Annotated in this window: 24 protein-coding genes; 9 read left to right on the top strand and 15 right to left on the bottom strand. The window is 63.4% G+C overall.

From position 1 onward, the window contains the following. The first annotated feature begins 46 nt into the window (after window positions 1-46). The 6 genes from pufB (at window position 47) to dxs (ending at window position 5,626) form a co-directional block, all read left to right on the top strand. Window positions 47-190, top strand: a complete 144-nt coding sequence (gene pufB / locus Q1A44_RS20380) for a light-harvesting antenna LH1, beta subunit (protein ID WP_299628958.1) — start codon at window positions 47-49, stop codon at window positions 188-190. A gap of 15 nt (window positions 191-205) precedes the next feature. Further along, entirely contained in the window at window positions 206-364 is a 159-nt protein-coding gene (pufA, locus tag Q1A44_RS20375; protein ID WP_159975336.1) for a light-harvesting antenna LH1, alpha subunit, read from the top strand. A gap of 141 nt (window positions 365-505) precedes the next feature. Continuing rightward, window positions 506-1,357, top strand: a complete 852-nt coding sequence (gene pufL, locus Q1A44_RS20370; protein ID WP_299628955.1) for a photosynthetic reaction center subunit L — start codon at window positions 506-508, stop codon at window positions 1,355-1,357. A 2-nt stretch (window positions 1,358-1,359) separates the two neighbouring features. Further along, the gene (gene pufM / locus Q1A44_RS20365) at window positions 1,360-2,346 is read left to right on the top strand and encodes a photosynthetic reaction center subunit M (RefSeq protein ID WP_299628953.1); all 987 of its coding nucleotides are present in this window, start codon (window positions 1,360-1,362) and stop codon (window positions 2,344-2,346) included. Window position 2,347: 1 nt separating this feature from the next. Continuing rightward, a complete protein-coding gene (pufC, locus tag Q1A44_RS20360) occupies window positions 2,348-3,463 on the top strand; it encodes a photosynthetic reaction center cytochrome PufC (protein ID WP_299628951.1) in 1,116 nt (371 codons plus the stop codon). 243 nt (window positions 3,464-3,706) lie between these two features. Continuing rightward, window positions 3,707-5,626 carry a 1-deoxy-D-xylulose-5-phosphate synthase gene (gene dxs / locus Q1A44_RS20355; protein WP_299628949.1) on the top strand — a complete coding sequence of 640 codons (1,920 nt, stop codon included), beginning with the start codon at window positions 3,707-3,709 and terminating at the stop codon, window positions 5,624-5,626. A 183-nt stretch (window positions 5,627-5,809) separates the two neighbouring features. Here the strand turns inward: dxs and Q1A44_RS20350 are convergent, their stop codons facing one another. From Q1A44_RS20350 to Q1A44_RS20285, 14 genes are all read right to left on the bottom strand, one after another. Beyond that, window positions 5,810-7,165, bottom strand: coding sequence for a tetratricopeptide repeat protein (locus tag Q1A44_RS20350; protein ID WP_299628947.1), 1,356 nt, complete (start codon window positions 7,163-7,165; stop codon window positions 5,810-5,812). 9 nt (window positions 7,166-7,174) lie between these two features. Beyond that, window positions 7,175-7,966, bottom strand: coding sequence for an alpha/beta hydrolase (locus tag Q1A44_RS20345; RefSeq protein ID WP_299628945.1), 792 nt, complete (start codon window positions 7,964-7,966; stop codon window positions 7,175-7,177). Beyond that, on the bottom strand, window positions 7,953-8,957 hold the full coding sequence (locus Q1A44_RS20340) for a P1 family peptidase (RefSeq protein ID WP_299628943.1): 1,005 nt from the start codon (window positions 8,955-8,957) through the stop codon (window positions 7,953-7,955). The genes Q1A44_RS20345 and Q1A44_RS20340 overlap by 14 nt, the downstream gene beginning before the upstream one ends. A 39-nt stretch (window positions 8,958-8,996) precedes the next feature. Then, window positions 8,997-9,347, bottom strand: coding sequence for a cupin domain-containing protein (locus tag Q1A44_RS20335; protein WP_299629093.1), 351 nt, complete (start codon window positions 9,345-9,347; stop codon window positions 8,997-8,999). Window positions 9,348-9,413: 66 nt separating this feature from the next. Next, entirely contained in the window at window positions 9,414-9,800 is a 387-nt protein-coding gene (locus Q1A44_RS20330) for a VOC family protein (RefSeq protein WP_299628941.1), read from the bottom strand. Between the two features lie 33 nt (window positions 9,801-9,833). Continuing rightward, entirely contained in the window at window positions 9,834-10,574 is a 741-nt protein-coding gene (locus tag Q1A44_RS20325; RefSeq protein ID WP_299628939.1) for a glucose 1-dehydrogenase, read from the bottom strand. Then, on the bottom strand, window positions 10,564-11,421 hold the full coding sequence (locus tag Q1A44_RS20320) for an alpha/beta hydrolase (protein ID WP_299628937.1): 858 nt from the start codon (window positions 11,419-11,421) through the stop codon (window positions 10,564-10,566). Before Q1A44_RS20320 ends, Q1A44_RS20325 begins: the two co-directional genes overlap by 11 nt. Then, a complete protein-coding gene (locus Q1A44_RS20315; protein ID WP_299628935.1) occupies window positions 11,421-12,140 on the bottom strand; it encodes an SDR family NAD(P)-dependent oxidoreductase in 720 nt (239 codons plus the stop codon). The genes Q1A44_RS20320 and Q1A44_RS20315 overlap by 1 nt, the downstream gene beginning before the upstream one ends. Before the next feature lie 12 nt (window positions 12,141-12,152). Then, entirely contained in the window at window positions 12,153-12,638 is a 486-nt protein-coding gene (locus Q1A44_RS20310) for a GNAT family N-acetyltransferase (protein WP_299628933.1), read from the bottom strand. Beyond that, on the bottom strand, window positions 12,631-14,073 hold the full coding sequence (locus Q1A44_RS20305; RefSeq protein ID WP_299628931.1) for an aldehyde dehydrogenase family protein: 1,443 nt from the start codon (window positions 14,071-14,073) through the stop codon (window positions 12,631-12,633). Before Q1A44_RS20305 ends, Q1A44_RS20310 begins: the two co-directional genes overlap by 8 nt. Further along, a complete protein-coding gene (locus Q1A44_RS20300; RefSeq protein ID WP_299628929.1) occupies window positions 14,066-15,655 on the bottom strand; it encodes a dipeptide ABC transporter ATP-binding protein in 1,590 nt (529 codons plus the stop codon). Before Q1A44_RS20300 ends, Q1A44_RS20305 begins: the two co-directional genes overlap by 8 nt. Beyond that, complete coding sequence (locus tag Q1A44_RS20295) at window positions 15,652-16,467, bottom strand: ABC transporter permease (protein WP_299628927.1); 816 nt, start codon at window positions 16,465-16,467, stop codon at window positions 15,652-15,654. The genes Q1A44_RS20300 and Q1A44_RS20295 overlap by 4 nt, the downstream gene beginning before the upstream one ends. Beyond that, window positions 16,464-17,411, bottom strand: coding sequence for an ABC transporter permease (locus tag Q1A44_RS20290; protein WP_299628924.1), 948 nt, complete (start codon window positions 17,409-17,411; stop codon window positions 16,464-16,466). The genes Q1A44_RS20295 and Q1A44_RS20290 overlap by 4 nt, the downstream gene beginning before the upstream one ends. Before the next feature lie 10 nt (window positions 17,412-17,421). Beyond that, window positions 17,422-18,054 (bottom strand): TetR/AcrR family transcriptional regulator, encoded by a 633-nt coding sequence (locus Q1A44_RS20285; protein ID WP_299628922.1) that lies wholly within the window; start codon window positions 18,052-18,054, stop codon window positions 17,422-17,424. 76 nt (window positions 18,055-18,130) lie between these two features. Between Q1A44_RS20285 and Q1A44_RS20280 the strand changes: the two genes are divergently transcribed. Genes Q1A44_RS20280 through Q1A44_RS20270 form a run of 3 tightly spaced genes read left to right on the top strand, consistent with a single transcriptional unit; the run spans window position 18,131 to window position 20,304 of the window. Beyond that, window positions 18,131-18,739 carry an NAD(P)H-dependent oxidoreductase gene (locus tag Q1A44_RS20280; RefSeq protein ID WP_299628920.1) on the top strand — a complete coding sequence of 203 codons (609 nt, stop codon included), beginning with the start codon at window positions 18,131-18,133 and terminating at the stop codon, window positions 18,737-18,739. Beyond that, a complete protein-coding gene (locus Q1A44_RS20275; protein WP_299628918.1) occupies window positions 18,739-19,200 on the top strand; it encodes an anthrone oxygenase family protein in 462 nt (153 codons plus the stop codon). The genes Q1A44_RS20280 and Q1A44_RS20275 overlap by 1 nt, the downstream gene beginning before the upstream one ends. A 6-nt stretch (window positions 19,201-19,206) precedes the next feature. After that, a complete protein-coding gene (locus Q1A44_RS20270; protein WP_299628916.1) occupies window positions 19,207-20,304 on the top strand; it encodes an acetoin utilization protein AcuC in 1,098 nt (365 codons plus the stop codon). Here the strand turns inward: Q1A44_RS20270 and Q1A44_RS20265 are convergent. Beyond that, complete coding sequence (locus Q1A44_RS20265; protein WP_299628913.1) at window positions 20,292-20,687, bottom strand: cupin domain-containing protein; 396 nt, start codon at window positions 20,685-20,687, stop codon at window positions 20,292-20,294. The genes Q1A44_RS20270 and Q1A44_RS20265 overlap by 13 nt on opposite strands. Window positions 20,688-20,758 lie beyond the last annotated feature (71 nt).

Here is a 20,758-nt window from a genome sequence, read left to right as displayed (position 1 = left end):
GGCCGCGGGGTGCGCGGCATCAGCATCTTATTCCGGAGGAATACTTATGGCTGAAAACCTGTCCTTTACAGGTCTCACAGACGAGCAGGCGCAAGAATTGCACACTGTCTATATGAGCGGGCTCTGGCTTTTTACAGCCGTTGCCGTTGTCGCTCACTTGGCAGTGTTCATCTGGCGTCCGTGGTTCTAAGGAGGGATTTAAGCAATGGCAAAGTTCTACAAGATCTGGCTCATCTTTGATCCCCGTCGTGTGTTTGTCGCACAGGGCGTTTTCCTGTTCCTGCTGGCGGCGATGATTCACCTCGTCCTGCTGAGCACGGACCACTTCAACTGGTTCGAACTGGCCGCCCAAAGCGCCCAGTAAGACCGGTTCGCAAGCGGATCAAAAGCAAAGTTGCGGGCGGGGCCGACAGTGCGCCCTGGCCTGCCCGCAACAAACCATAACGACATTCAAGACGGTCGCTGTCCTATGGTGGGCTGCACCGCCAACTGCGGAGTTTGAGAGATGGCCTTGCTATCCTTCGAGAGAAAGTATCGCGTCCGAGGCGGGACGCTGATCGGCGGTGATCTGTTCGACTTTTGGGTCGGCCCCTTCTACGTGGGCTTTTTCGGGGTCACGACTGCCTTTTTCACCCTATTGGGCACCGTCCTCATTTTCTGGGGCGCGTCCCAGCAGGGCACCTTTAACCCCTGGCTGATCAACATCGCCCCCCCTGATCTGAGTTACGGTCTGGGCATGGCCCCCTTGATGGAGGGCGGCCTTTGGCAGATTGTCACCTTCTGCGCCACGGGCGCCTTTATCAGCTGGGCCCTGCGCGAGGTCGAGATTTGCCGCAAGCTGGGCATGGGATACCATGTGCCCATCGGCTTCTCCTTTGCGATCCTGGCCTATGTCACCTTGGTCATCTTCCGCCCCTTGTTGATGGGTGCGTGGGGCCATGGGTTCCCTTACGGGATCTTCAGCCACCTCGATTGGGTGAGCAACACGGGCTATGCCTATCTGCACTTCCATTACAATCCGGCCCACATGCTGGCGGTGACCTTGTTCTTTACCACCACCATTGCCCTTGCGCTTCATGGCGGTCTGATCCTGTCGGCGGCCAACCCGGAAAAGGGCGAGCTGGCCAAGACGCCGGATCACGAAGACACGTTTTTCCGCGACTACATCGGCTATTCCGTCGGCACATTGGGCATCCACCGGGTCGGTTACCTGCTGGCGCTGAACGCTGTCTTCTTCTCGGCTGTGTGCATCATCATCTCTGGTCCCGTCTGGACAGCCGGTTGGCCCGAATGGTGGAACTGGTGGCTTGAGTTGCCGATCTGGGGCGCGAACCCGATGCCCGTGGGAGGAGTATAACCATGATTGAGTATCAAAATATCTTCACCCAGGTCCAAGTGCAGGGCAAAACCGAATGGGGCATGGATGACAGCGGTGAGCTGAGCGCAGAGCGCGCGGGCAAGCCCTTCTTCTCCAAGCTGATGGGCCTGTTTGGCAACGCGCAAATTGGTCCGATCAACATCGGCTCTTACGGTGTGATCTCGTGTATCTGTTTCATGATCTGGTTCAACATCGTGGGCTTTTCCATGCTGGCCCAAGTTGGCTGGTCGGTGCCCGAGTTCATCCGCCAATTGTTCTGGCTGGCGCTGGAACCCCCCGGGCCTGAATACGGGTTGAGCATGCCGCCCCTCAATGACGGTGGCGCGTTCATCATCGCGGGCATGTTCTTTTTGGGCGGTTGCGTGACCTGGTGGCTGCGCACCTACCAATTGGCGCAGCAGCACAAGATGGGCAAGCACCTGGCCTGGGCCTTTGCCGCCCTTCTGTGGCTGGTGCTGGTTCTGGGTCTGATCCGGCCTGTCCTGATGGGCAGCTGGTCAGAGGCTGTGCCCTACGGCATCTTTGCCCACCTGGATTGGACGACCGCCTTTTCGATCCGTTATGGCAACCTGTACTACAACCCATTCCACTGTCTGAGCATCGTGTTCCTGTATGGTTCGGTTCTGCTGTTTGCCATGCATGGCGGCACCATCCTGGCGGTTACTCGTTATGGCGGCGACCGCGAGCTTGAGCAGATCTTTGATCGCGGAACAGCGACGGAACGTGCGGCCCTTTTCTGGCGCTGGACCATGGGGTTCAACGCCACGATGGAAGGCATTCACCGCTGGGCCTGGTGGTTCGCGGTTCTGACCCCCATCACGGGCGGCATCGGGATCCTGCTGACCGGTACAGTTGTCGACAACTGGTTCATCTGGGCGCAAGAGCACAACTTTGCTCCCATGTATGACGGTGCCTACGGCTACGAAGATTACGGCTCTTATGAAGCCTTCATTGGGAAGGAGAACTGATATGTTTCCCAAGTGGTTTGATAAATGGAACAAGGACAACCCGACCAACATCTTTGGTCCGGCGATCCTGGTCGGTGTGGCAGGCAGCGCGATCTTTGCGGCCGCCCTGATCGTGACCTGGGGCAATCCGGCGCAGACCGCGTCATTGCAGACCGGCCCACGGGGCACGGGCATGTCGGTGCCCGAGTTCAACGTGGCCCGTGTGGCCCCTGATCCCACGATCGAGGACTACTACACCGAAGAGCCTTATGTGCCCGAGGGCGGTGAGCCGCTGGCCAAGGACGTGTACGAAAACGTTCAGGTGCTGGGCGATCTGACCGAGGACAATTTCAACCGTGTGATGCTGGCCATGACCCAGTGGGTCAGCCCGGACGAGGGGTGCACCTATTGCCACGGTGATGCGGATGTGTCGGAATACGGGGCCGATGACCTTTATACCAAGGTCGTCAGCCGCCGCATGATCCAGATGACTCAGGCCATCAATGATGACTGGTACGGGCATGTGAATGCCGCCGACGAGGTGGGTGTGAACTGTTACACCTGTCACCGGGGCGAACATGTGCCCAGCGATATCTGGTTCCGCATCAGCCCGGTCAACGAGAATGTCGAAGGCTGGTCTGCCAACCAGAACCGCGCCACCTCGCTGAGCCAATCGACGTCTTTGCCGTCGGATGCGCTAGCCAAGTATCTTGAGGAAGGTGAGGTCATCGCCGTTCACTCGCTGGACAGCCGCGAGGCGGGCGTGCCCGGTGTCGATGGCTATGCCAGCATTCAGGACACCGAGCGGACCTATTCGCTGATGAACTACTTTGCCAACAGCCTCGGCGTGAACTGTGTGTTCTGTCACAACAGCCGCGCGTTCTATGACGGGGGCCAGAACACGCCCCAGTGGTCGACCGCCAGCCTTGGCATCGCAATGGTTCTGGACCTGAACGAGACCTATCTGATCCCGCTCAAGGATACCTATCCTGCGGAGCGCCTCGGCCCCATCTATGCCGACGCGCCCAAGGTGGCCTGCCGGACCTGTCACAAAGGCTATCAGCGCCCCTTGCAGGGCATGAACATGACCGCCGACTGGCCTGAACTGGCCGCCCCCGGCGCGCCTGTCTACGAGTAACCGTGGCGGCGGGGTCACCCCCCCGCCCTACGCCCAAGATGACATGGGGCGGTTTGCGGATTGCCCTGTGACGCCAGGCACGGACCATTGGCTTCCTTGGTCCGGGTGCGGGGTTTCTGACCCCGGTTCCCTTCCTGTTGGCTACAGGAACCTGGCGTCGCACTTGTTCCCTCAGGTGCGGCGCCTTTTTGCCTCAGTCAACCGCGGGCAAGGCGGTGAGGCGTTGAAAAAAGGATGTGCGTGATGTCTCAGACCCCATTGTTGGACCGCGTGGCGGGTCCTGCCGATCTGAAACGGTTTTCCGATAGCGAGCTGACCCAGGTCGCCCGTGAGTTGCGTGGCGATGTGATCGAGGCGGTGAGCCGCACGGGCGGTCACCTTGGATCGTCATTGGGCGTGGTTGAGTTGACCGTGGCCATTCATGCGGTGTTCGACACTCCCCGCGACAAGCTGATCTGGGATGTGGGCCACCAGTGTTACCCCCACAAGATCCTGACGGGCCGCCGCCACCGCATGGGCACTCTGCGCCAGAAGGACGGGCTGAGCGGCTTTACCAAGCGCTCCGAGAGTGACTTTGACCCCTTTGGGGCGGCGCATTCCTCGACCTCCATTTCCGCAGCCTTGGGCTTTACCGTGGGTCGCGACATGGGGATGCCGACGGGCGATGCGGTGGCCGTGATCGGCGATGGGTCGATTTCTGCCGGCATGGCCTATGAGGCGTTGAACAATGCGGGCCATGAGGGTCGCCGGCTGTTTGTGATCCTGAACGACAACGAGATGTCCATCGCGCCACCCACCGGCGCGATGAGCACCTATCTGTCCAATCTGTCCCGCAATTCACCCTTTGCCCCGTTCCAGGCTTTGGCCGAAGGGATGGAGCAGGCCCTGCCCAAACCCGTTCGCGATGGCGCGCGCCGCGCCCGCGAGATGGTCACGGGCGTCGAGAGCAAGGGGACGTTTTTTGAAGAGTTGGGCTTTGACTATATCGGCCCGATTGATGGGCATGACATGGGGCAGGTTCTGTCCGTGCTGCGTGCGGCCCGTGCCCGGTCCACCGGCCCCGTTCTGATCCATGCCTGTACGGTGAAGGGCAAGGGCTATGCCCCCGCCGAGGGGTCGGCCGACAAGTATCACGGGGTGTCCAAGTTCGATGTGGAGACCGGCGCGCAGTCCAAGGGCAAGAGCAACGCGCCAAGCTATACATCGGTGTTCGGGGCCACTTTGGCCAATCTGGCCGCTGAGGACCCTACCATTGTGGCTGTGACCGCAGCGATGCCGGGCGGCACCGGTGTGGACAAGATGGCGGACCGCTTTCCGGCGCGTGTCTTTGACGTTGGTATTGCGGAACAACACGGGGTGACCTTTGCGGCCGGTATGGCGGCGTCGGGGCTGAAACCTTTCTGCGCGATCTATTCGACGTTTTTGCAGCGCGGCTATGACCAGGTGGTCCATGATGTGGCCTTGCAGGGTCTGCCCGTGCGCTTTGCCATTGATCGCGCCGGTCTCGTGGGCGCGGATGGGGCCACCCATGCGGGATCTTTCGACATCGGCTATCTGGCGGCTCTGCCCGGGATGGTGGTCATGGCCGCCTCGGACGAGGCGGAACTGATGCATATGGTGACCACGGCGGCGGCCCATGACAGCGGCCCGATTGCCTTTCGATATCCGCGCGGCAATGGGCGCGGGGTCGAGATGCCCGAGCGCGGCGAGGTGCTGGCGATCGGCAAGGGCCGGATGATCCAGGAGGGGTCGGATGTGGCGCTCTTGTCGCTGGGCACGCATCTGGATGAGTGTGAAAAGGCGGCTGCCGTGCTGGAGGGTCAGGGGCTGTCGGTGAGCATCGCGGATGCTCGTTTTGCCAAGCCGCTGGACATGGGTCTGATCCGCGATCTGGCGGCGCGTCATGCGGTGCTGGTCACGGTGGAACAGGGGGCGATGGGCGGCTTTGGCGCGATGGTGCTGCAAGCCATGGCGGCGGATGGGCTGCTGGATCACGGCCTGAAGGTGCGCAGCATGCACTTGCCGGATGTGTTCATCGACCAGGCGGGCCCGGACGAGATGTATGCCGCCGCAGGGCTGAACGCGGACGGGATTGCCCGGACGGTGCGTGCGGCCTTGGATCAGGCATCCAGCAATGTGGTGGATATTCAAAGCGGAACCTGACGTTTCTTCTCTGTTCTAAAAAATTCCCGGCCCACTGCCCGGCAGGTGGCTTTGCCGCCGCGAGGGGAAGCTCAGGTCCGTGCAAGCGACGCTGGTTCGGAATTGACGCGCATACGCGCGACACGATTTTTTTCAGAAGGGCCTTTTCAGACCCTTCTGACATGTCCCTCCGGGGGGATATTTTCAGCCAAAAGAAGCGATGCGTGCGCGGGCCTTGTTCGCCTGATCGGGGAGGCCCGATTTGTCGTAGATCTCGGCCAGCATCGTGTTCAGCGGGACGCCGTCGGGGTCATAGGTTCGTCGCATTTCCAGCACTTGCTGGGCGCGGCTGCTATGGCCTGCCTGGATCAGCGCGTCGAGGTGGATCTGCTCGAAGAGGTCCCGTTGCGCGTGGCTGCCGCCTGCTTCGGCGAGGCGGGGGAGTGCTTTGCTGAGGAAGCGGATCGTGTCGTCATAGTCGCCTGCGGCGTGGGACGCGATCCCGTGGGCGGCCCAGATCACCACGTCGCGCCAGGTGGCGTGGTCGTGTCGGGTCTCGTCTTCGGCGCGCTCTTCGATGGCGCTGAGTAGCGTTTCCGCCTCTGGCCTGCCGGTCCGCCCGAGCGCGTAGAGGTATTGCAGTGTCAGGAAAGGGCTGGTGGTGTCGGCGCCCCGTTTGGCGACGTGGTCAGCCACGTCCGCCCAACGGTCGCCCACATGGACACCTGCGAACTCCATCCGTGCCAGCAGGGACACTGCGCCGACCTGGTCTTGAGAATAGTCCTTGGACAGCCCCCAGACATGGGTGTCATAGGCCTTGAGCAGGTCGTCCGTCCGCCCTGCGGAGATGTAGAACAGCGCCAGGTGCCACCAGTTGTGGCTGTGCATGAAACTGTTGAGGTCGGCCCAGTGATGCGCGACGCTTTCCAGAAATGTCGTCCCCTCGGCGACCTGACCGCGCGTGAGGTAGATGTGGGCCAGTGCATGATGCGCCCAAGGCTCGCTTTGATCCAGGGACAGCGCGTGCCGCGCGGCGCATTCTGCCTCGTCCAGCAGGTGGCACTCTTCGTAGCCGAAGGCCAGCATACCATGCGCGTAGGCAATATCGGCCGCCCCTGGCTGTGCCTTTTGGGCGATCCGCAGCATGGCAGGGAAGTCGCCAATGTTGAACGTGTGATATTGGCCAAGCTTCAGCATGAGCATGTCACGGGGATAGGCGGTTACCGTCGCTTCGCAAAGCTGGATCAGCTTGGGAATTTGGCTCGTTGCAAAGAGATGCGCCGCCTCGACCGCCGCCGCCTCGCGCGGGGTGATGTCGGTGGCTTTTTGCGCGTTTTCCAGAAAGGGTGCGGCGAGTTTTGGGGCCACGGGCGCTTCGAGCAGCATATAGAGGATTGCGGCGTAGGCGTTGGCCAGCCCGTTGCCGGGGTCAGCCTTGGCCGCTTTGAGGATATTCGCCGCCTTGGTCCGAAAGCTGATGAACCCGTGGATGAAATCGTCGATCCCCTGCCGGGTTTCGTCGCTGTCGCAAGTGATCTGTAGCCCGTAGAGGTCGTGCATGGCGTGTCCTTAGATCGGGTGTTGCAGCGCAAAGGCGGTCAGGTGCCGCGCCACCGCGTCGGGCGCATCCCAGTGGATCGAATGTCCGGCCCCTTCAATGATATGGTGCGGCAGGTGGTTCAGCACCGACAGGATATGATCGGGCGGATTGATCAGGTCAACACCCCCGATCAGGGCCTGCGCCGGGCAGGCCGGATGGGCGAGGGCCGCCCCGTTGTAATCGCGCAGGGCTGTCAGTTGATGCGCCATCGCATCCGCGCTTTGACCGTAGGGGTAGGCGAGCGCGTCGGCGATGGCCGCATCCAAGGCTTTTGGGTCGTCAAAGACCTGAGGGTTGAACAGCCAGGGGAACAGCGCCCGCAGCCATGTGCCGGGCGGCGCATTGCTCTGCCGGATCGCGATGAGGTTGGCAAAAAGGGCGGTGTTGCGCGGGAGCCTGACGGGAGCGGAGGCGGCGATGGTGGCCGAGGCAATCTGGTCCGGGATATGTTGGGCCATGTGCAGCGCAATGATCCCGCCCATGGAGTGCCCGATCAGGTGGAACCTCTCATGCCCGAGCTGATCCATCAGCGCCATGGCGTCGGTTGCCATGTGGTCAATGGAGACGGGCGCGTTCCATGGTGTGCTTTGCCCCGTGGTGCGGTTGTCGGGTGCGATGCAGGTGAACCGCTCTGACAGGAGGGGGATCAGCGGTGTCCAACTGGCGTGATCCGACATGAATCCCGCAAGCATCAGGAGCGGCGGGCCGGTGCCTGTGACCGTGTAGTGCAGGGTCAGATCGGGGCGTTCAAGCGTCGGCATTCAGCATGCTCCAGGTTGGCAGCAGATCGTTCGGGGCGGGCGTGGCCGCGTGCACGCCTCTTGCGATGGCGCGGCTGAGGCAGAGCGCGCCCGCGTGCCCGATCAGGGCCAGATCCCGTTCGTTTGTCAGGGCGATGTCGCCGGTGGCGGCGGCAAAGACCAGATCGCCGTCGCCGGGGCTGTGCGCCGGAACACAGGCCCGTCCGATCCCGTCGTGGGCGGCCCAGGCGACCCGCTGGCATTGCGCCTTGTCCAGTGTTGCATTGGTGGCGATGATCGCGATGGTCGTATTGGTCCGCTCGATCATTGCGGTCAGTTTGCGGCTGTCGAGGCTGCGCCCGAGGCCTGCATTGGCGTCGGGGCCGAGCCCGCCAAACTCGCCATCAATCTCGAACGGGGCGGCCCAGAAATGCTTGTCGCCGGGGGTTGTGACGCTGCCCATGGGGTTGGCGGCCACCAGCGCCCCCACGATGATCCCGTTGTCGAGCGTGAGAGAGGCCGTGCCAAGCCCGCCTTTCATCATGGCCGTCATGGCCCCGGTACCCGCGCCGACGGTGCCGATGTCTGTCCTGTCTGTAGCGGCGTCAAAGGCGGCGCGACCCAAGGCCGGGTAGGGGGTGTCTGACCAGCTTTGATCGCCGCCTGACAAGAGGTCGAAGATGATTGCGCCGGGCACAAGCGGGATGATGGCCTTGCCCACCTTGAAACCGCGCCCTTGCGCCCGCAGCCCCGCCACCACGCCAGAGCAGGCATCGAGCCCATAGGCCGAGCCCCCCGAGAGCACCAGCGCGTCCACTTTTGCGACGGATTTGTCAGGGGCCAAGAGGTCGGTTTCACGGGTGCCGGGCGCGCCGCCCATCACGGCCACCGAGGCGGTAAAGGGCGCATCAGCCGTGAGCACCGTCACACCGGATTTCAGGCTGTCATCCTGGGCATTGCCGACCCTGAGACCAGGGACATCCGTGATTGCGTTTTGGGGGCCTGGGATCATTTTTGCCTCCGGCGGGAGTATTTTGGGAACAATGAAGGGTCAGATGCGCGGTTTTTTGGCCGCTGTTGCGGGGTCGCCGGTGTTGGGTTCGCCTTTTGGCTCGATCAGCAAGACCTTGCATTCGTGTTCGGCGCGGGGCCGATGTGTGACCCCTTTGGGCACGATAAAGAGTTCGCCGGTTTTGACCGGGTGGCTTTGGTTTTCGAGGTCCATCGTCATTTCCCCTTCGAGCACGAGGAAGAAATCGTCAGTGTCCTCGTGCAGGTGGAAGGGAAATTCGCCCTGGAATTTGACCACCATGACGTCGTTGCCGTTGTAGTCGGCCACCACGTGGGGGTCCCAGTGGGTGTTGAACTGAGCGAGCTTGGCGGTGAGGTTGATGGGCTGCATGGGGCCTCCGGCTTTGGGTTTTTGCATCATGCCCGAATGGTGCGCGGCGGCAAGGGGGCCTGGCACCTAGAGGTTGGCGTGGTGGCAGACCGCTTCGATGTTGTGCCCGTCGGGATCGCGCACGAAGGCGGCGTAGTAATCCGCGTGGTAGTGCGGGCGCAGACCAGGGGCCCCGTTATCGGTGCCGCCCGCTTGCAGGGCCGCGGCGTGGAAGGCATCGACCTGAGCGTGGCTTTGGGCCTGAAAGGCGACGTGCATCAGGCCGGTTGTGGCCCTTTCCCCGGCCAGCCAGAACCAGGGCCGGTCATCGCCGTAGCCGGTGACCTGGACCCCGTCGCTGTGTTCAAGCGGCACGTCAAAGAGGCGGCGGACCCCCAGTGGGGCAAAGACCTTGTCATAAAAGGCGATTGAGCGGGCAAAATCAGTGACGCCCAGCGTCATGTGATCAATCATCGCGGCTGTCCTGTCTGTGCGCCTTGGCCCGCGTCAAATGCAGCGCCCGCCGTCGACTTCCATCGCCACGCCGGTGATCATGGAGGCCGCGTCGGAGCACAGGAATGTGGCTGCTGCCCCCATGTCTTCGGGCGTGGAGAATCGCCCCAACGGGATGGTGGAGAGGAATTTGGCGCGGATTTCGGGTGTGTCCTCGCCCATGAACGATTTGAGCAGGGGCGTTTCGCCCGCCACCGGGTTGATCGCGTTGACGCGGACCCCATTTGGCGCGAGTTCAACTGCCATCGCCTTGGTCGCGGTGATCATCCAGCCTTTGGAGGCGTTGTACCAGTTGAGCCGGGGCCGGGGCGACACTCCGGCGGTCGAGGCCACGTTGAGGATCGCGCCTTGCCCGCGTTCCTTCATATGGGGCACGATGCTGCGCGCGGTGAGGTAGACGGATTTGGCGTTTACCGCCAGCACGCGGTCGAAATCCTCTTCGCTCACGTCCTCTAGGGCGGTGGGCAGATGCGTGATACCTGCGTTGTTCACCAGAATGTCGATATGCCCCATGAGGGCCAGCGCCATGTCGGTCATCGCCTGCACCGAGGCCCCGTTGGCCACGTCCACGTGGGCTGCGAAACCGTCGACTTCGGCGGCGGTGGCGGCGGCCCCTTCGGCATTGAGATCGGCCACCAGCACCCGCGCCCCAGCGGCGGCAAAGGCCTTGGCGATCCCCTCGCCAAAGCCGCTGGCGGCTCCGGTCACGATGGCGGTCTTGCCGTCAAGTTGCATGGGAACTCTCCGTTATGAACTGGCGCATATGCGCGAAAAAGGCGTCGTGGGCATCATGTTCCAGCAGGTGGCCCGCGTTTTCAAGCACGTGATAGCCCGCATGGGGCAGGTGCGCGGCAATCACGTCGGAAAAGGCACGCGGCATGATCGGGTCGCGGTCGCCCACCAGTACCATGGCGGGACAGGCGAGCGTGCCGAGGCCGTCGCGGAAGTCAAACCGCCCCTGTTCGTTTTTGGGACCGTTGAAATGCATGGCCACCGGATTTTTGAAGATCAGCCGGGCCATGACGTCGGGATTTTGGGGTTTGACGGAATAGATCGGGAAGCAAGTGTCGAGGTAGGCTTGCCTGCGCGCAGGCGTGGGGTCGGACCAATAGTGGCGCGCGATCTGGCCGACCTCGACCCCGCCAAGGTCGGTGAAGGCGTCATAGATCTGATCGAAATCCACGTGCGCCGATGTGCTGGCCAAAATCAGCGAACCGATCCGGTCGGGGTGCCGTGTGGCAAAGGACTGCGCCACATATCCGCCAAAGGATGCGCCGTAGATGATGGGTTTTTCAATCTCGAGCGCGTCACACAGTGCCGCAATATCGTCGCCCCATTGCGCAAGGGTCCAGGTGGTCGGGTCACCGTCATCAGACCGCCCATTGCCCCGGTGATCGATATAGACGATCTGACAGATGTCACTGAGCTGGCTGAAGCCCGGTTTATAGATCGAGTGATCCGCCCCCGGCCCCCCATGCAACACGATCAGCGTCGGTTTGGCGCGCATGACAGGGCCATCAGGCACCAGCCCGGCCCCTTCGATGTCGATGAAAAGCCGGACGCCGTTGACTGCAATCCGCATTACGCCGTGGCCCGCCCGCCCGATTGGTCAAAGCAGAAACCGGTGCTGAAGCTGGCCTCGTCGCTGGCCAGCCAGCAGGCCATGGCGGCGATTTCCGCGACCGTGCCGAACCGGCCCATGGGGATTTTGGATTGCATGAAGTCGATGTGTTCCTGGGTCATCTGGTCAAAGATCGCCGTGCGCACGGCTGCGGGGGCGATAGCATTGCAGGTGACGCCGGAGGTTGCCAGCTCCTTGCCGAGCGATTTCGTCAGGCCGATCACGGCGGCCTTTGACGCAGAATAGGCAGGCGCGTTCGGGTTGCCCTCCTTTCCCGCGATGGAGGCGATGTTGACGATCCGGCCCCAGCCTTTGGTCTGCATGATCGGAGCGGCGGCGCGGCAGCAGTAGAACACGGCATTCAGGTTGAGGTTATGGACGGCGAGCCAGTCGTCGACTGGATAGTCCCAGGTGGTGGTGTTCGGCCCGGTGATCCCTGCCGAACATACAAGGATATCGGGGTTGGCGTCGGCCATCGCGCGGGCGACGGCGGCGTGGTCGGTCACGTCGATCTGGCGGGTGGCGTGGGTTTTGGTGGCGGCGAGCGCATCGGCGTTGATATCCCAGACCTCGACGCTGCCCCCTTCGGCGGCGATCCGGTCAGCGATGCCTTGCCCCAGCCCTGCGGCCCCGCCGGTAACGACGGCGTGCCGCCCCTGAAATCGGTTTTCAAAGATCATGTGGTTTCCCTTTCAGAAGGCCAGGCGGTGGACATGGCGCAGATTGCCATCCCCGGCGGAGGTGGATTTTTCGTGGATGAAGCCGAGCCGTTCCCAGAATATGCGCGCGCGGGGGTTGGCGTCGAGTACCGCGATCCTGAGGCAGGTCGCGTTGTCGTTGCGTGCTTGGGTGATGACGTGGTTTGCCATTTGTGTTCCAAGGCTCTGCCCCCGTGCGGCAGGATCGAGCAGGAGCAGCCCGAGATACCAGTCGCTGGGGCCATAGAACCCTTTGAGGCAGGTGGCGATCCCGTTCAGCATCCCGTCGTTGCGGGTGTGCCCCCAGCACCAGATGTGATCGGGCGGCACGCCGGGGGGCGCGTCTGTCATCGTCTCGTGCACGTAATCGGCGTCGGGGCCTTTGCCGGTTTCCAGCTCGATGTAGTCTCGGGCGCGCAGGCAGAGGTGCAAGACGGCATCGGCATCCTTTGGGAATGTCAGCCGGGTGATGTCACCCATGATGCGCCGCGACCGTTTTGAGGGTCGAGAAGCCATAGAGCGCCTCGAACCCTTTTTCCCGCCCGTGGCCCGATTTGCCGATGCCGCCAAAGGGCAGTTCGACCCCGCCCCCGGCCCCGTAATTGTTGATGAAGATCTGGCCCGAGCGCAGCGCCTTGGCCAGTCGCATCTGTCGCGCGCCATGGGCCGTCCAGATGCTGGCGACGAGGCCGTAATCGGTGCTGTTGGCGATTTCGATGGCTTCGGCTTCGGTGTCGAAGGGGATCAGCACCTGGACGGGGCCAAAGATTTCATCCCGCGCCAGCGAGTGGTCGGGCGGGACGTTGTCAAAAAGAGTGGGCAGGACATAGGCCCCGTTGTCGGGGGCGTTTTGCAGGTGCCCTTGGGCGGCGATGGAGAGGTCCGTGCCCTGGGTCAGAAAGCCGGTCACGATCTCCTTTTGCCTTTGGGAAATCAATGGCCCGACGCGCAGGTCGTCCATGGCGGGGCCGACGGTGAGTTCGGTATAGGCGGCGGCCATGCGGTCGCGGACTTCGTCGTAAACGCCCCGTTGCACGAGGATACGCGAAGAGGCGGAGCAGGTTTGCCCGGCGTTCTGGATACCCGCATTCACGAGAAAGGGCAGCGCCGCGTCGAGATCGGCGTCGTCAAAGACGAGTTGCGGGGATTTGCCGCCGAGTTCGAGCGTGACGGGCACGACATTTGCGCCCGCCGCCTGTTGGACAAGCGCGCCCGTGCGCACGGAACCGGTGAAGCTGATGTGCTGCACATGTGGGTGCCCGGCCAGCGCCGCGCCCGCCTCTGCCCCCAGCCCCGGCACCACATTCAGGGCGCCAGCGGGCAGCCCCGCCTCGGCGCAGATGCGCGCAAAGGCCAGGGCTGTCAAACAGGCCTCTTCTGCCGGTTTCAACACGCAAGCGTTGCCCATGGCCAGCGCGGCCCCGACCGAACGGCCGATGATCTGCATGGGGTAATTCCACGGCACGATGTGCCCGGTGACCCCATGCGGTTCGCGCAAGGTGTAGACGGTGTAGCCGTCGAGATAGGGAATTGTTTCGCCCATGATCTTGTCCGCCGCGCCACCGTAGAACTCCATATAGCGGGCCAGTGCCACCGCATCGGCGCGGGCCTGGGTCAGGGGTTTGCCAACGTCATGGGCCTCGATCTCGGCCAGTGCGTCCACGCAGGTCAGGACCAGTTGCCCGATGCGGGTCAGGATGCGGCCCCTTTCGGTGGCGGTCATCCGGCCCCAATCGCCTGCGCGTGCGGCGTGCGCGGCGGTGACTGCGGCGTCAATGTCGGGGGCCTGGCCGCGCGCGATGTCGGCCAGGGGGCTGCCGTCCGACGGGTTGATGAGCGGCAAGGTTTCCGCGGCCTGTTTCCAGGTGCCGCCAATCAGCATTTCGGTAGGGTCGAACCAGAGGGCATCACACATGTTCGGTCCTTTCGGGCAAGGTCGGGGCGGCGTCGATCAGGGTGCGAGTGTAGGGGTGTTGGGGCGCGGTAAACACGGCTTCGGTGTCGCCCTGTTCCACGATTTGCCCCGCTTTCATTACCAGCACGCGGTCGGTGATCGTTCGCACCACGCTGAGGTCGTGGGAGATGAAGAGGTAAGTCAGGTCGTATTGGGTGCAGAGATCGGCGATCAGGTCGAGGATCTGGGCGCGGACCGAGACGTCGAGCGCGCTCACCGCCTCGTCGAACACGATCAGGTCAGGGCGGATGATCAGGGCGCGGGCTATAGCAATACGCTGCCGCTGGCCGCCTGAGAATTGGTGGGGGTATTTTTCAGCGTCTTCGGGGGAGAGGCCCACGGCGGTGAGCGCTTCTGTGATCCGCATCTTGCGCTCGGTGGCGGTCGGTTGCGTTTCCAGCAGGTGGAACGGCTCTGTGATCAAGCGGGCCACTTTGTGGCGGGGGTTGAAGCTGCCGTAGGGGTCCTGGAACACGACTTGCATGCGGCGGCGGACGGCGAGGTTGGGTTTTCCTGCGCTGAACACCGGGTCGCCGCCCAATGTGATGCGGCCTGATTGCACCGGCTCCAGCCCGAGGATGGCGCGGGTGAGGGTGGATTTTCCGCACCCGCTTTCGCCCACCAGCCCGATCCGGCCCCCGCGCGGGATGTCAAAGCTGACATCGTTGACGGCGCGCATGTGGCCGGGGCTCTGGAAGAGTTTTGTGCGGGGCAGGGGGTAGTCACGGATGACGTTTTCGACGCGGAGCAAGGGGGCACTTGTGTCGGTGTCCGGCAGCGTGACGTGATGGGTGGAGGCGGCGAGCAGGGCCTTGGAATAGGGGTGTTGCGGGTTGGCCAGCAGCGTGGCGGTGTCGCCGGTTTCGACTACCGCCCCGTGCTGCATGACCACGATCCGGTGTGCCATTTCGGCGACGACAGCGAGGTCATGGGTGATCATCATCAGGCCCATCCCGTCTTCGGCTGCGAGTTGGCGTAGCAGGTCGAGGATCTGGGCCTGGGTGGTCACATCAAGCGCCGTTGTTGGCTCATCCGCGATCAGCAGTTTGGGGCCGCAGGCGATGGCGATGGCGATCACGACGCGTTGCCTTTGACCACCCGAAAGGGCGTGGGGGTAGCGGGTCAGGGGGACTTGGTCGGGGGGTAGGCCGACGCGGGTAAGGACCTCTGCCGCCCGGCCCATCGGGTCCAGATCGGGGCGGTGCAACCGGACCGTTTCGGCCACTTGCGCGCCGATTGTCTGGACCGGGTTGAGGGCCGTCATGGGTTCCTGGAACACCATGCCGACCGTGTCGCCGCGCAGGGCGCACATCTGGGCCTCGGTCAAGTTGTTGATGTCTTGGCCGTCTAGCGTGATCTGACCCGTCGTGTCGCTGCCTTCGGGGAGCAGTTGCATCACCGCCAGCGCCGTCATGGACTTGCCCGAACCGCTTTCGCCGGTGATCGCGACGACCTCGCCGGGGGCGATGTCGAGGGACACGTCATGCAGGATGAGCGTGTCGTTGATGCGCAGGCTCAGGTTTTGGATCGACAGAAGGTTCATGTCCGCGCCACCCGCAGCCGTGGATCAAGTGCGTCGCGTAATCCGTCGCCCAAGAGGTTCAGGCCCAACACTGTCAGGATGATCGCAAAGCCCGGAACCAGCGCCATGTGTGGCGCGATGCTGACCAGCGTTTGGGCGTCGGCGAGCATGCGGCCCCAGCTTGGCGTGGGGGGCTGTGCGCCGAGCCCCACATAGGACAGCGCCGCCTCGGCCAGGATGCCGAGGCTGAACTGGATTGTCGCCTGGACGATCAGCAGGTTGGCGAGGTTGGGCAGGATGTGTTCCACGCTGATCCGTGCCGCGCCCTTGCCTGCGACGCGGGCCGCTAGAATGAACTCGCGCGCCCAGAGCGGCAGGGCGCCGCCCCGCGTGACGCGGGCGAAAACGGGGATGTTGAAGATGCCGATGGCGATGATGGCGTTGACGGCGCCCGCGCCGAAAATGGCGGTGATCAGGATGGCGATCACGAGGCTGGGGAAGGCAAAGATGAGGTCGTTGCCGCGCATGATGACCTCGTCCACCCAGCCGCCCTGGCGCGCGGCAGCCCAAAGGCCGAGCGGCACGCCAAGTCCCACGCCGATGCCCACGGCCACTACGGCCACGGCGATCGAGGTCCGCGCGCCGACCATGATCATGGAAAAGATGTCGCGCCCGAAATGATCGGTGCCCAGCCAATGGGTGAAGTTTGGGGATTGCAGCTTGTTCGGGATGTCCATGGCCGTGTGTTCAAACGGCGTCCAGACAAAGGAGACCAGCGCCGCCAGCACCATGAGCGCGGAAAGCGCACCGCCAATGATCAGGTTGCGCCTCATGTTCTTGCCCTCAGGCGCGGGTCAACGGCGGCATAGGCCAGATCGACGGCGAAATTGACCAGGATGACGGCAAAGACCAGCAGCATGGTGACCGATTCCACGACGATGAGGTCGCGGGCAGAGATGGATTGGAAGATCAACCGCCCGAGGCCGGGGAGGTAAAAGACCTGTTCGATAATGATCCCGCCCGCGAGCAGGAAGGAGAATTGCAAGCCCAGGATCGTCAGCACCGGGATCATCGCGTTGCGTAGCCCGTGACGGCGCAGGGCCTGGCCGCGGGTGAGGCCCTTGGCCCGTGCGGTGCGCATGAAATCCTCGCCGAGCACGTCCAGAAGGGCCGAGCGCATAACGCGCGCAAGGATTGCCGCCTGGGGCAGAGCGAGGGCGATGGCCGGCAGGGTGAGGGATTTGAGCGCGGCGAAAAACCCCTTGTCCCAGCCTGCGAAGCCGCCCGCCGAGAACCAGCGCAGGTTGATCGCAAAGATCAGCACCAGCATCATGGCGAACCAGAAGTTGGGGATGGCGACGCCCAGTTGGGTGGCCCCCATGACGCCCATATCGCCGGGCTTGCCGCGTCTGGCGGCGGCGTAGATGCCTGCGGGGAAGGCGATGAGGGTGGACAGGGTCAGCGCATAAAGCGCCAGTGGCAGAGACACCCAAAGCCGGTCGCCGATCATCTCGGCCACCGGGGTGCGGTATTGATAGGACATGCCGAAATCGCCCTGCACCATGCCCCCGACCCAGGAGACGTAACGCTGCCATTTCGGTTGATCGAGGCCCAGTTCGGCGCGCAGGGCGGCGAGCGTATCCTCTTGCGCGTTGATCCCCAGCATGAAGGAGGCCGGATCGCCTGGCGCCACCTCGATCACGACGAAGATGACCAGCGAGGCGATGGCCAGACTGACCAGCAGGGACAAGAGCCGTTTGAGGGTGTAGCGCAGCATTGCGCTGACGTTAGGCGGGCGGGTCGGGACAGGCAAGCACGTCTGTGAGCGCGCCCACATCCTGGGCCAGGGCGGCCAGTGCCAGCCCTCGCACAGTGTCGAGGTAACAGGTCTGGGACCAGCCGCAGGTTTGCGTCAGGTTCTCCCAGGTGCGGACGGACAGGATCGTCCAGAGCAGATCGGTGGCCTGTTCTGGATCGGTGCCGGGGGGCAACGTGCCATCGTCTTCGAGCGCCCTTATCGCGGCACGGCAGCCTTCGCGCATGTCCTGCATACGGGTGTTCCAGGCGGCAGCCGCCTCTGGATCGGTGTCGGTGACGGCCAGGATGGCGCGGGCCACCCCATAGATTTTCGGGATGTAATTGCCCCATGCGGTGACAAAAGCGTCGAGCCGTTCGGCCCCTGACCGCGCGTTGCGGCTGGCGGCCAGTGCCGCATCCACATCGTTTTGCGTGTCCTGATAGCGGGTTGCGGCCACCAGCAGGTCAGTGCGGCTGGGGTAGTGCAGATAGACGGCTTGCCTGCTGACGCCGGAGGCGCGGGCAATGTCGGACATCGTGGGCAGCTTGGCTCCCGGCGCTTCCAACAGCGTGAGGGTGGCTTGCAAAATTCTGGTCGGGGTGGGCAATGAATCACTTGACATGATGTAAAGTACCTCCTACTTGACAGGCTGTCAATTGACACGGTGTCAAGTTGATTAACCTTGAAAGGAGAGCCTCATGGCCAAGCGCATTTTCATTTGGGTCGCGCACCCGAAACACGGATCATTGAACGCGGCACTGGCCGCACGCTATGCCGATGGGGCCCGCACCCAGGGGGCAGAAGTGCGCGAAATGGCACTGGCAGACATGCAGTTCAGCGAAGCCTTTGAGGGCTATGATCCGAACAAGGAAGGATCGGCCCCGGCGCTTGCCCCCGATCTGCAAGCTTGGCAGGACAACATGCAGTGGGCCGATCATGTGCTGATCGTGCATCCCTATTGGTGGGGTGCCATGCCGTCCCGCGCCAAGGCGGTGCTGGATATGGCGCTGCTGCCCGGTTTTGCCTTCAAGTACCACAAGCGTGGGGTCAAATGGGACAAGCTGTTGTCGGGTCGGACGGGCGATGCGATCATCACCTCGGATACGCCGCCCTGGCTTGATACCCTGCTTTACCTGCGCCCCGGACGCCGGGTGATCCGTAATCAGGTTCTGAAATTTTGCGGCATCGCGCCGCGCAAGATCGTGCAATTGGGCTCGGTCAAGCTGGCCAAGGATGGGCAGGTGGGCAAATGGCTGGACCGGGCGCAGCGCATGGGTGCGCGGGCCGCTATGGCGGGGGGTGCGTGATGCTGGGCGTGATGATTGCGATGTCCCTTGCCAGTGGTCTGGTCGCGGGCGTGTTTTACGGTTTTTCTGACTTCATCATGCGGTCGCTCAGGGCTGTGCCCGAAGGGGCCGCAGCCATGGTGTCAATCAACCGGGTGATCCTGCGATCCAGCTTTGTGCCCTTGCTGATCGGGTTGGGGCCTTTGGCCCTTGCGTTGGCGGCCTGGGCGTATTGGGCGGGCGGCAGCCTGTGGGCTGTCGCGGCAGGCGTCATCTATGCCTTTGGTGTGGTGGGCGTCACGATTGTCGGCAATGTGCCCCTGAACAACCGCCTCGATCGGGCCGCTGATCCGGCCACGGTCTGGGCCGACTATCTGGCCCGCTGGACCCCTTTGAACACGCTGCGGACGGTGGCTGCGGCTGCGGCTTCGCTTTGTTATCTGCAAGCAGCCCTCGCCATTGCGGGTCAGGCCGTTACATAGGATTTTATGCGGCGCCCCCTTTTCATCGGATCAGAGATCTATCGTGGATCGACATATGGCACGTGGCATCCCTTGCGGGTGCCGCGTGTGTCGACCGTTATGGACCTGAGCCGGGCCATGGGCTGGTTGCCGCCCGAAATCTATGTGCCCAGCCCGCGGGTCAAGCCCGGGGCGCTGACCCATTGGCATACTCCTGAATATGTGGCCGCCCTGCATGCGGCGGAGGCGGCGCAAGCGGTGAGCGAAGACGTGCGGGCGCGCCATGCCCTGGGCACGCCGTCCAACCCGGTTTTCCCCGAGATGTATCGCCGCCCGGCCACTGCGGCGGGGGGATCATTGCTGGCGGGAGAGCTGCTGGCCGATGGTGGCGTCGTCTACCACCCGGCGGGCGGCACGCATCACGGTATGCCGGATCGGGCAGGCGGCTTTTGCTATTTAAACGATCCGGTGCTGGCGATCCTGTCCTTGCGCCGCAATGGCGCGCGACGGGTCGCTTATGTGGATATTGATGCGCATCATCCCGATGGGGTCGAGGTCGCCTTTTCCGAAGACACTGACGTGTTGATGATTTCGGTACATGAGGACGGGCTGTGGCCGCGCACCGGTGCCACGGGCGTGCGGGCCGCAGGCAGCACGGTCAATGTGGCGGTGCCGCGCGGGTTGAATGATGACGAAATGGCGTTGATCCGAGACGAGGTGATCCTGCCCCGGGTCGAGTCCTTTGCCCCGGACGCGGTGGTGTTGCAATGCGGCGCGGATGGGGTCGAAGAGGACCCGCAGGCGCATCTATCCCTGTCGAACCAAGCCCATTGGGGTGTTGTGCGCGCGCTGATGGGACTGGCGCCGCGCCTGCTGGTCTTGGGCGGTGGCGGGTATAATCCGTGGTCCGTTGGGCGGCTTTGGACCGGGGTTTGGGGCGCGCTGAACGGCTTCGAAGTGCCGGATCGCTTGGGGTCAGAAGCGGAGGAAGTGCTGCGCGCCTTGCGTTTTGACGGGAACCGGCGGGGGCGCAATCCGCCCGAGCATTGGTTCACCACTTTGGCAGATGCCCCGCGCTGCGGTCCGATCCGGCCCGCGCTGCGCGCGATGGTTCACGCGCTGTAATCGGTGTCGCTGACCAGTTCGAGCCAGGTTGCCGCGCTGCCGTCCTGGACCTCTTGCATCGCAATATGGGTCATGTGGGTGTCGGGACCGGCGCCGTGCCAATGCTCGATCCCCGCGGGAATCCAGACCGTGTCGCCGGCCGTGATGGCACTTGGTTTTTCGCCGCGCAGACAGATCAGCCCGGCCCCTTGCGTCACATGCAACGTCTGACCCAGCGGATGGGTGTGCCATGCGGTGCGGGCGCCGGGCTCAAAATGGACCGTGAGCGCGTGCAGGCGCGCAGGGTCTGGCGCCATGATGATGGGGTCTTGCCAGACTGTGCCGGTGAAATACTCCGTGTTGGCGCGTTGCGAGGGGCGGCTGCCTGGCTTGTGGATCTGCATCGATACGCTCCGGAGTGAGGGGGGTGGCGCACCAATAGCTGCGCCTTACGGGGATTTAGTCAAACCTTTGG

Origin of the sequence: uncultured Tateyamaria sp., from assembly GCF_947503705.1 — a bacterium.
Lineage (GTDB): Bacteria > Pseudomonadota > Alphaproteobacteria > Rhodobacterales > Rhodobacteraceae > Tateyamaria.
This window is presented reverse-complemented; position numbering and strand designations above follow the sequence as displayed.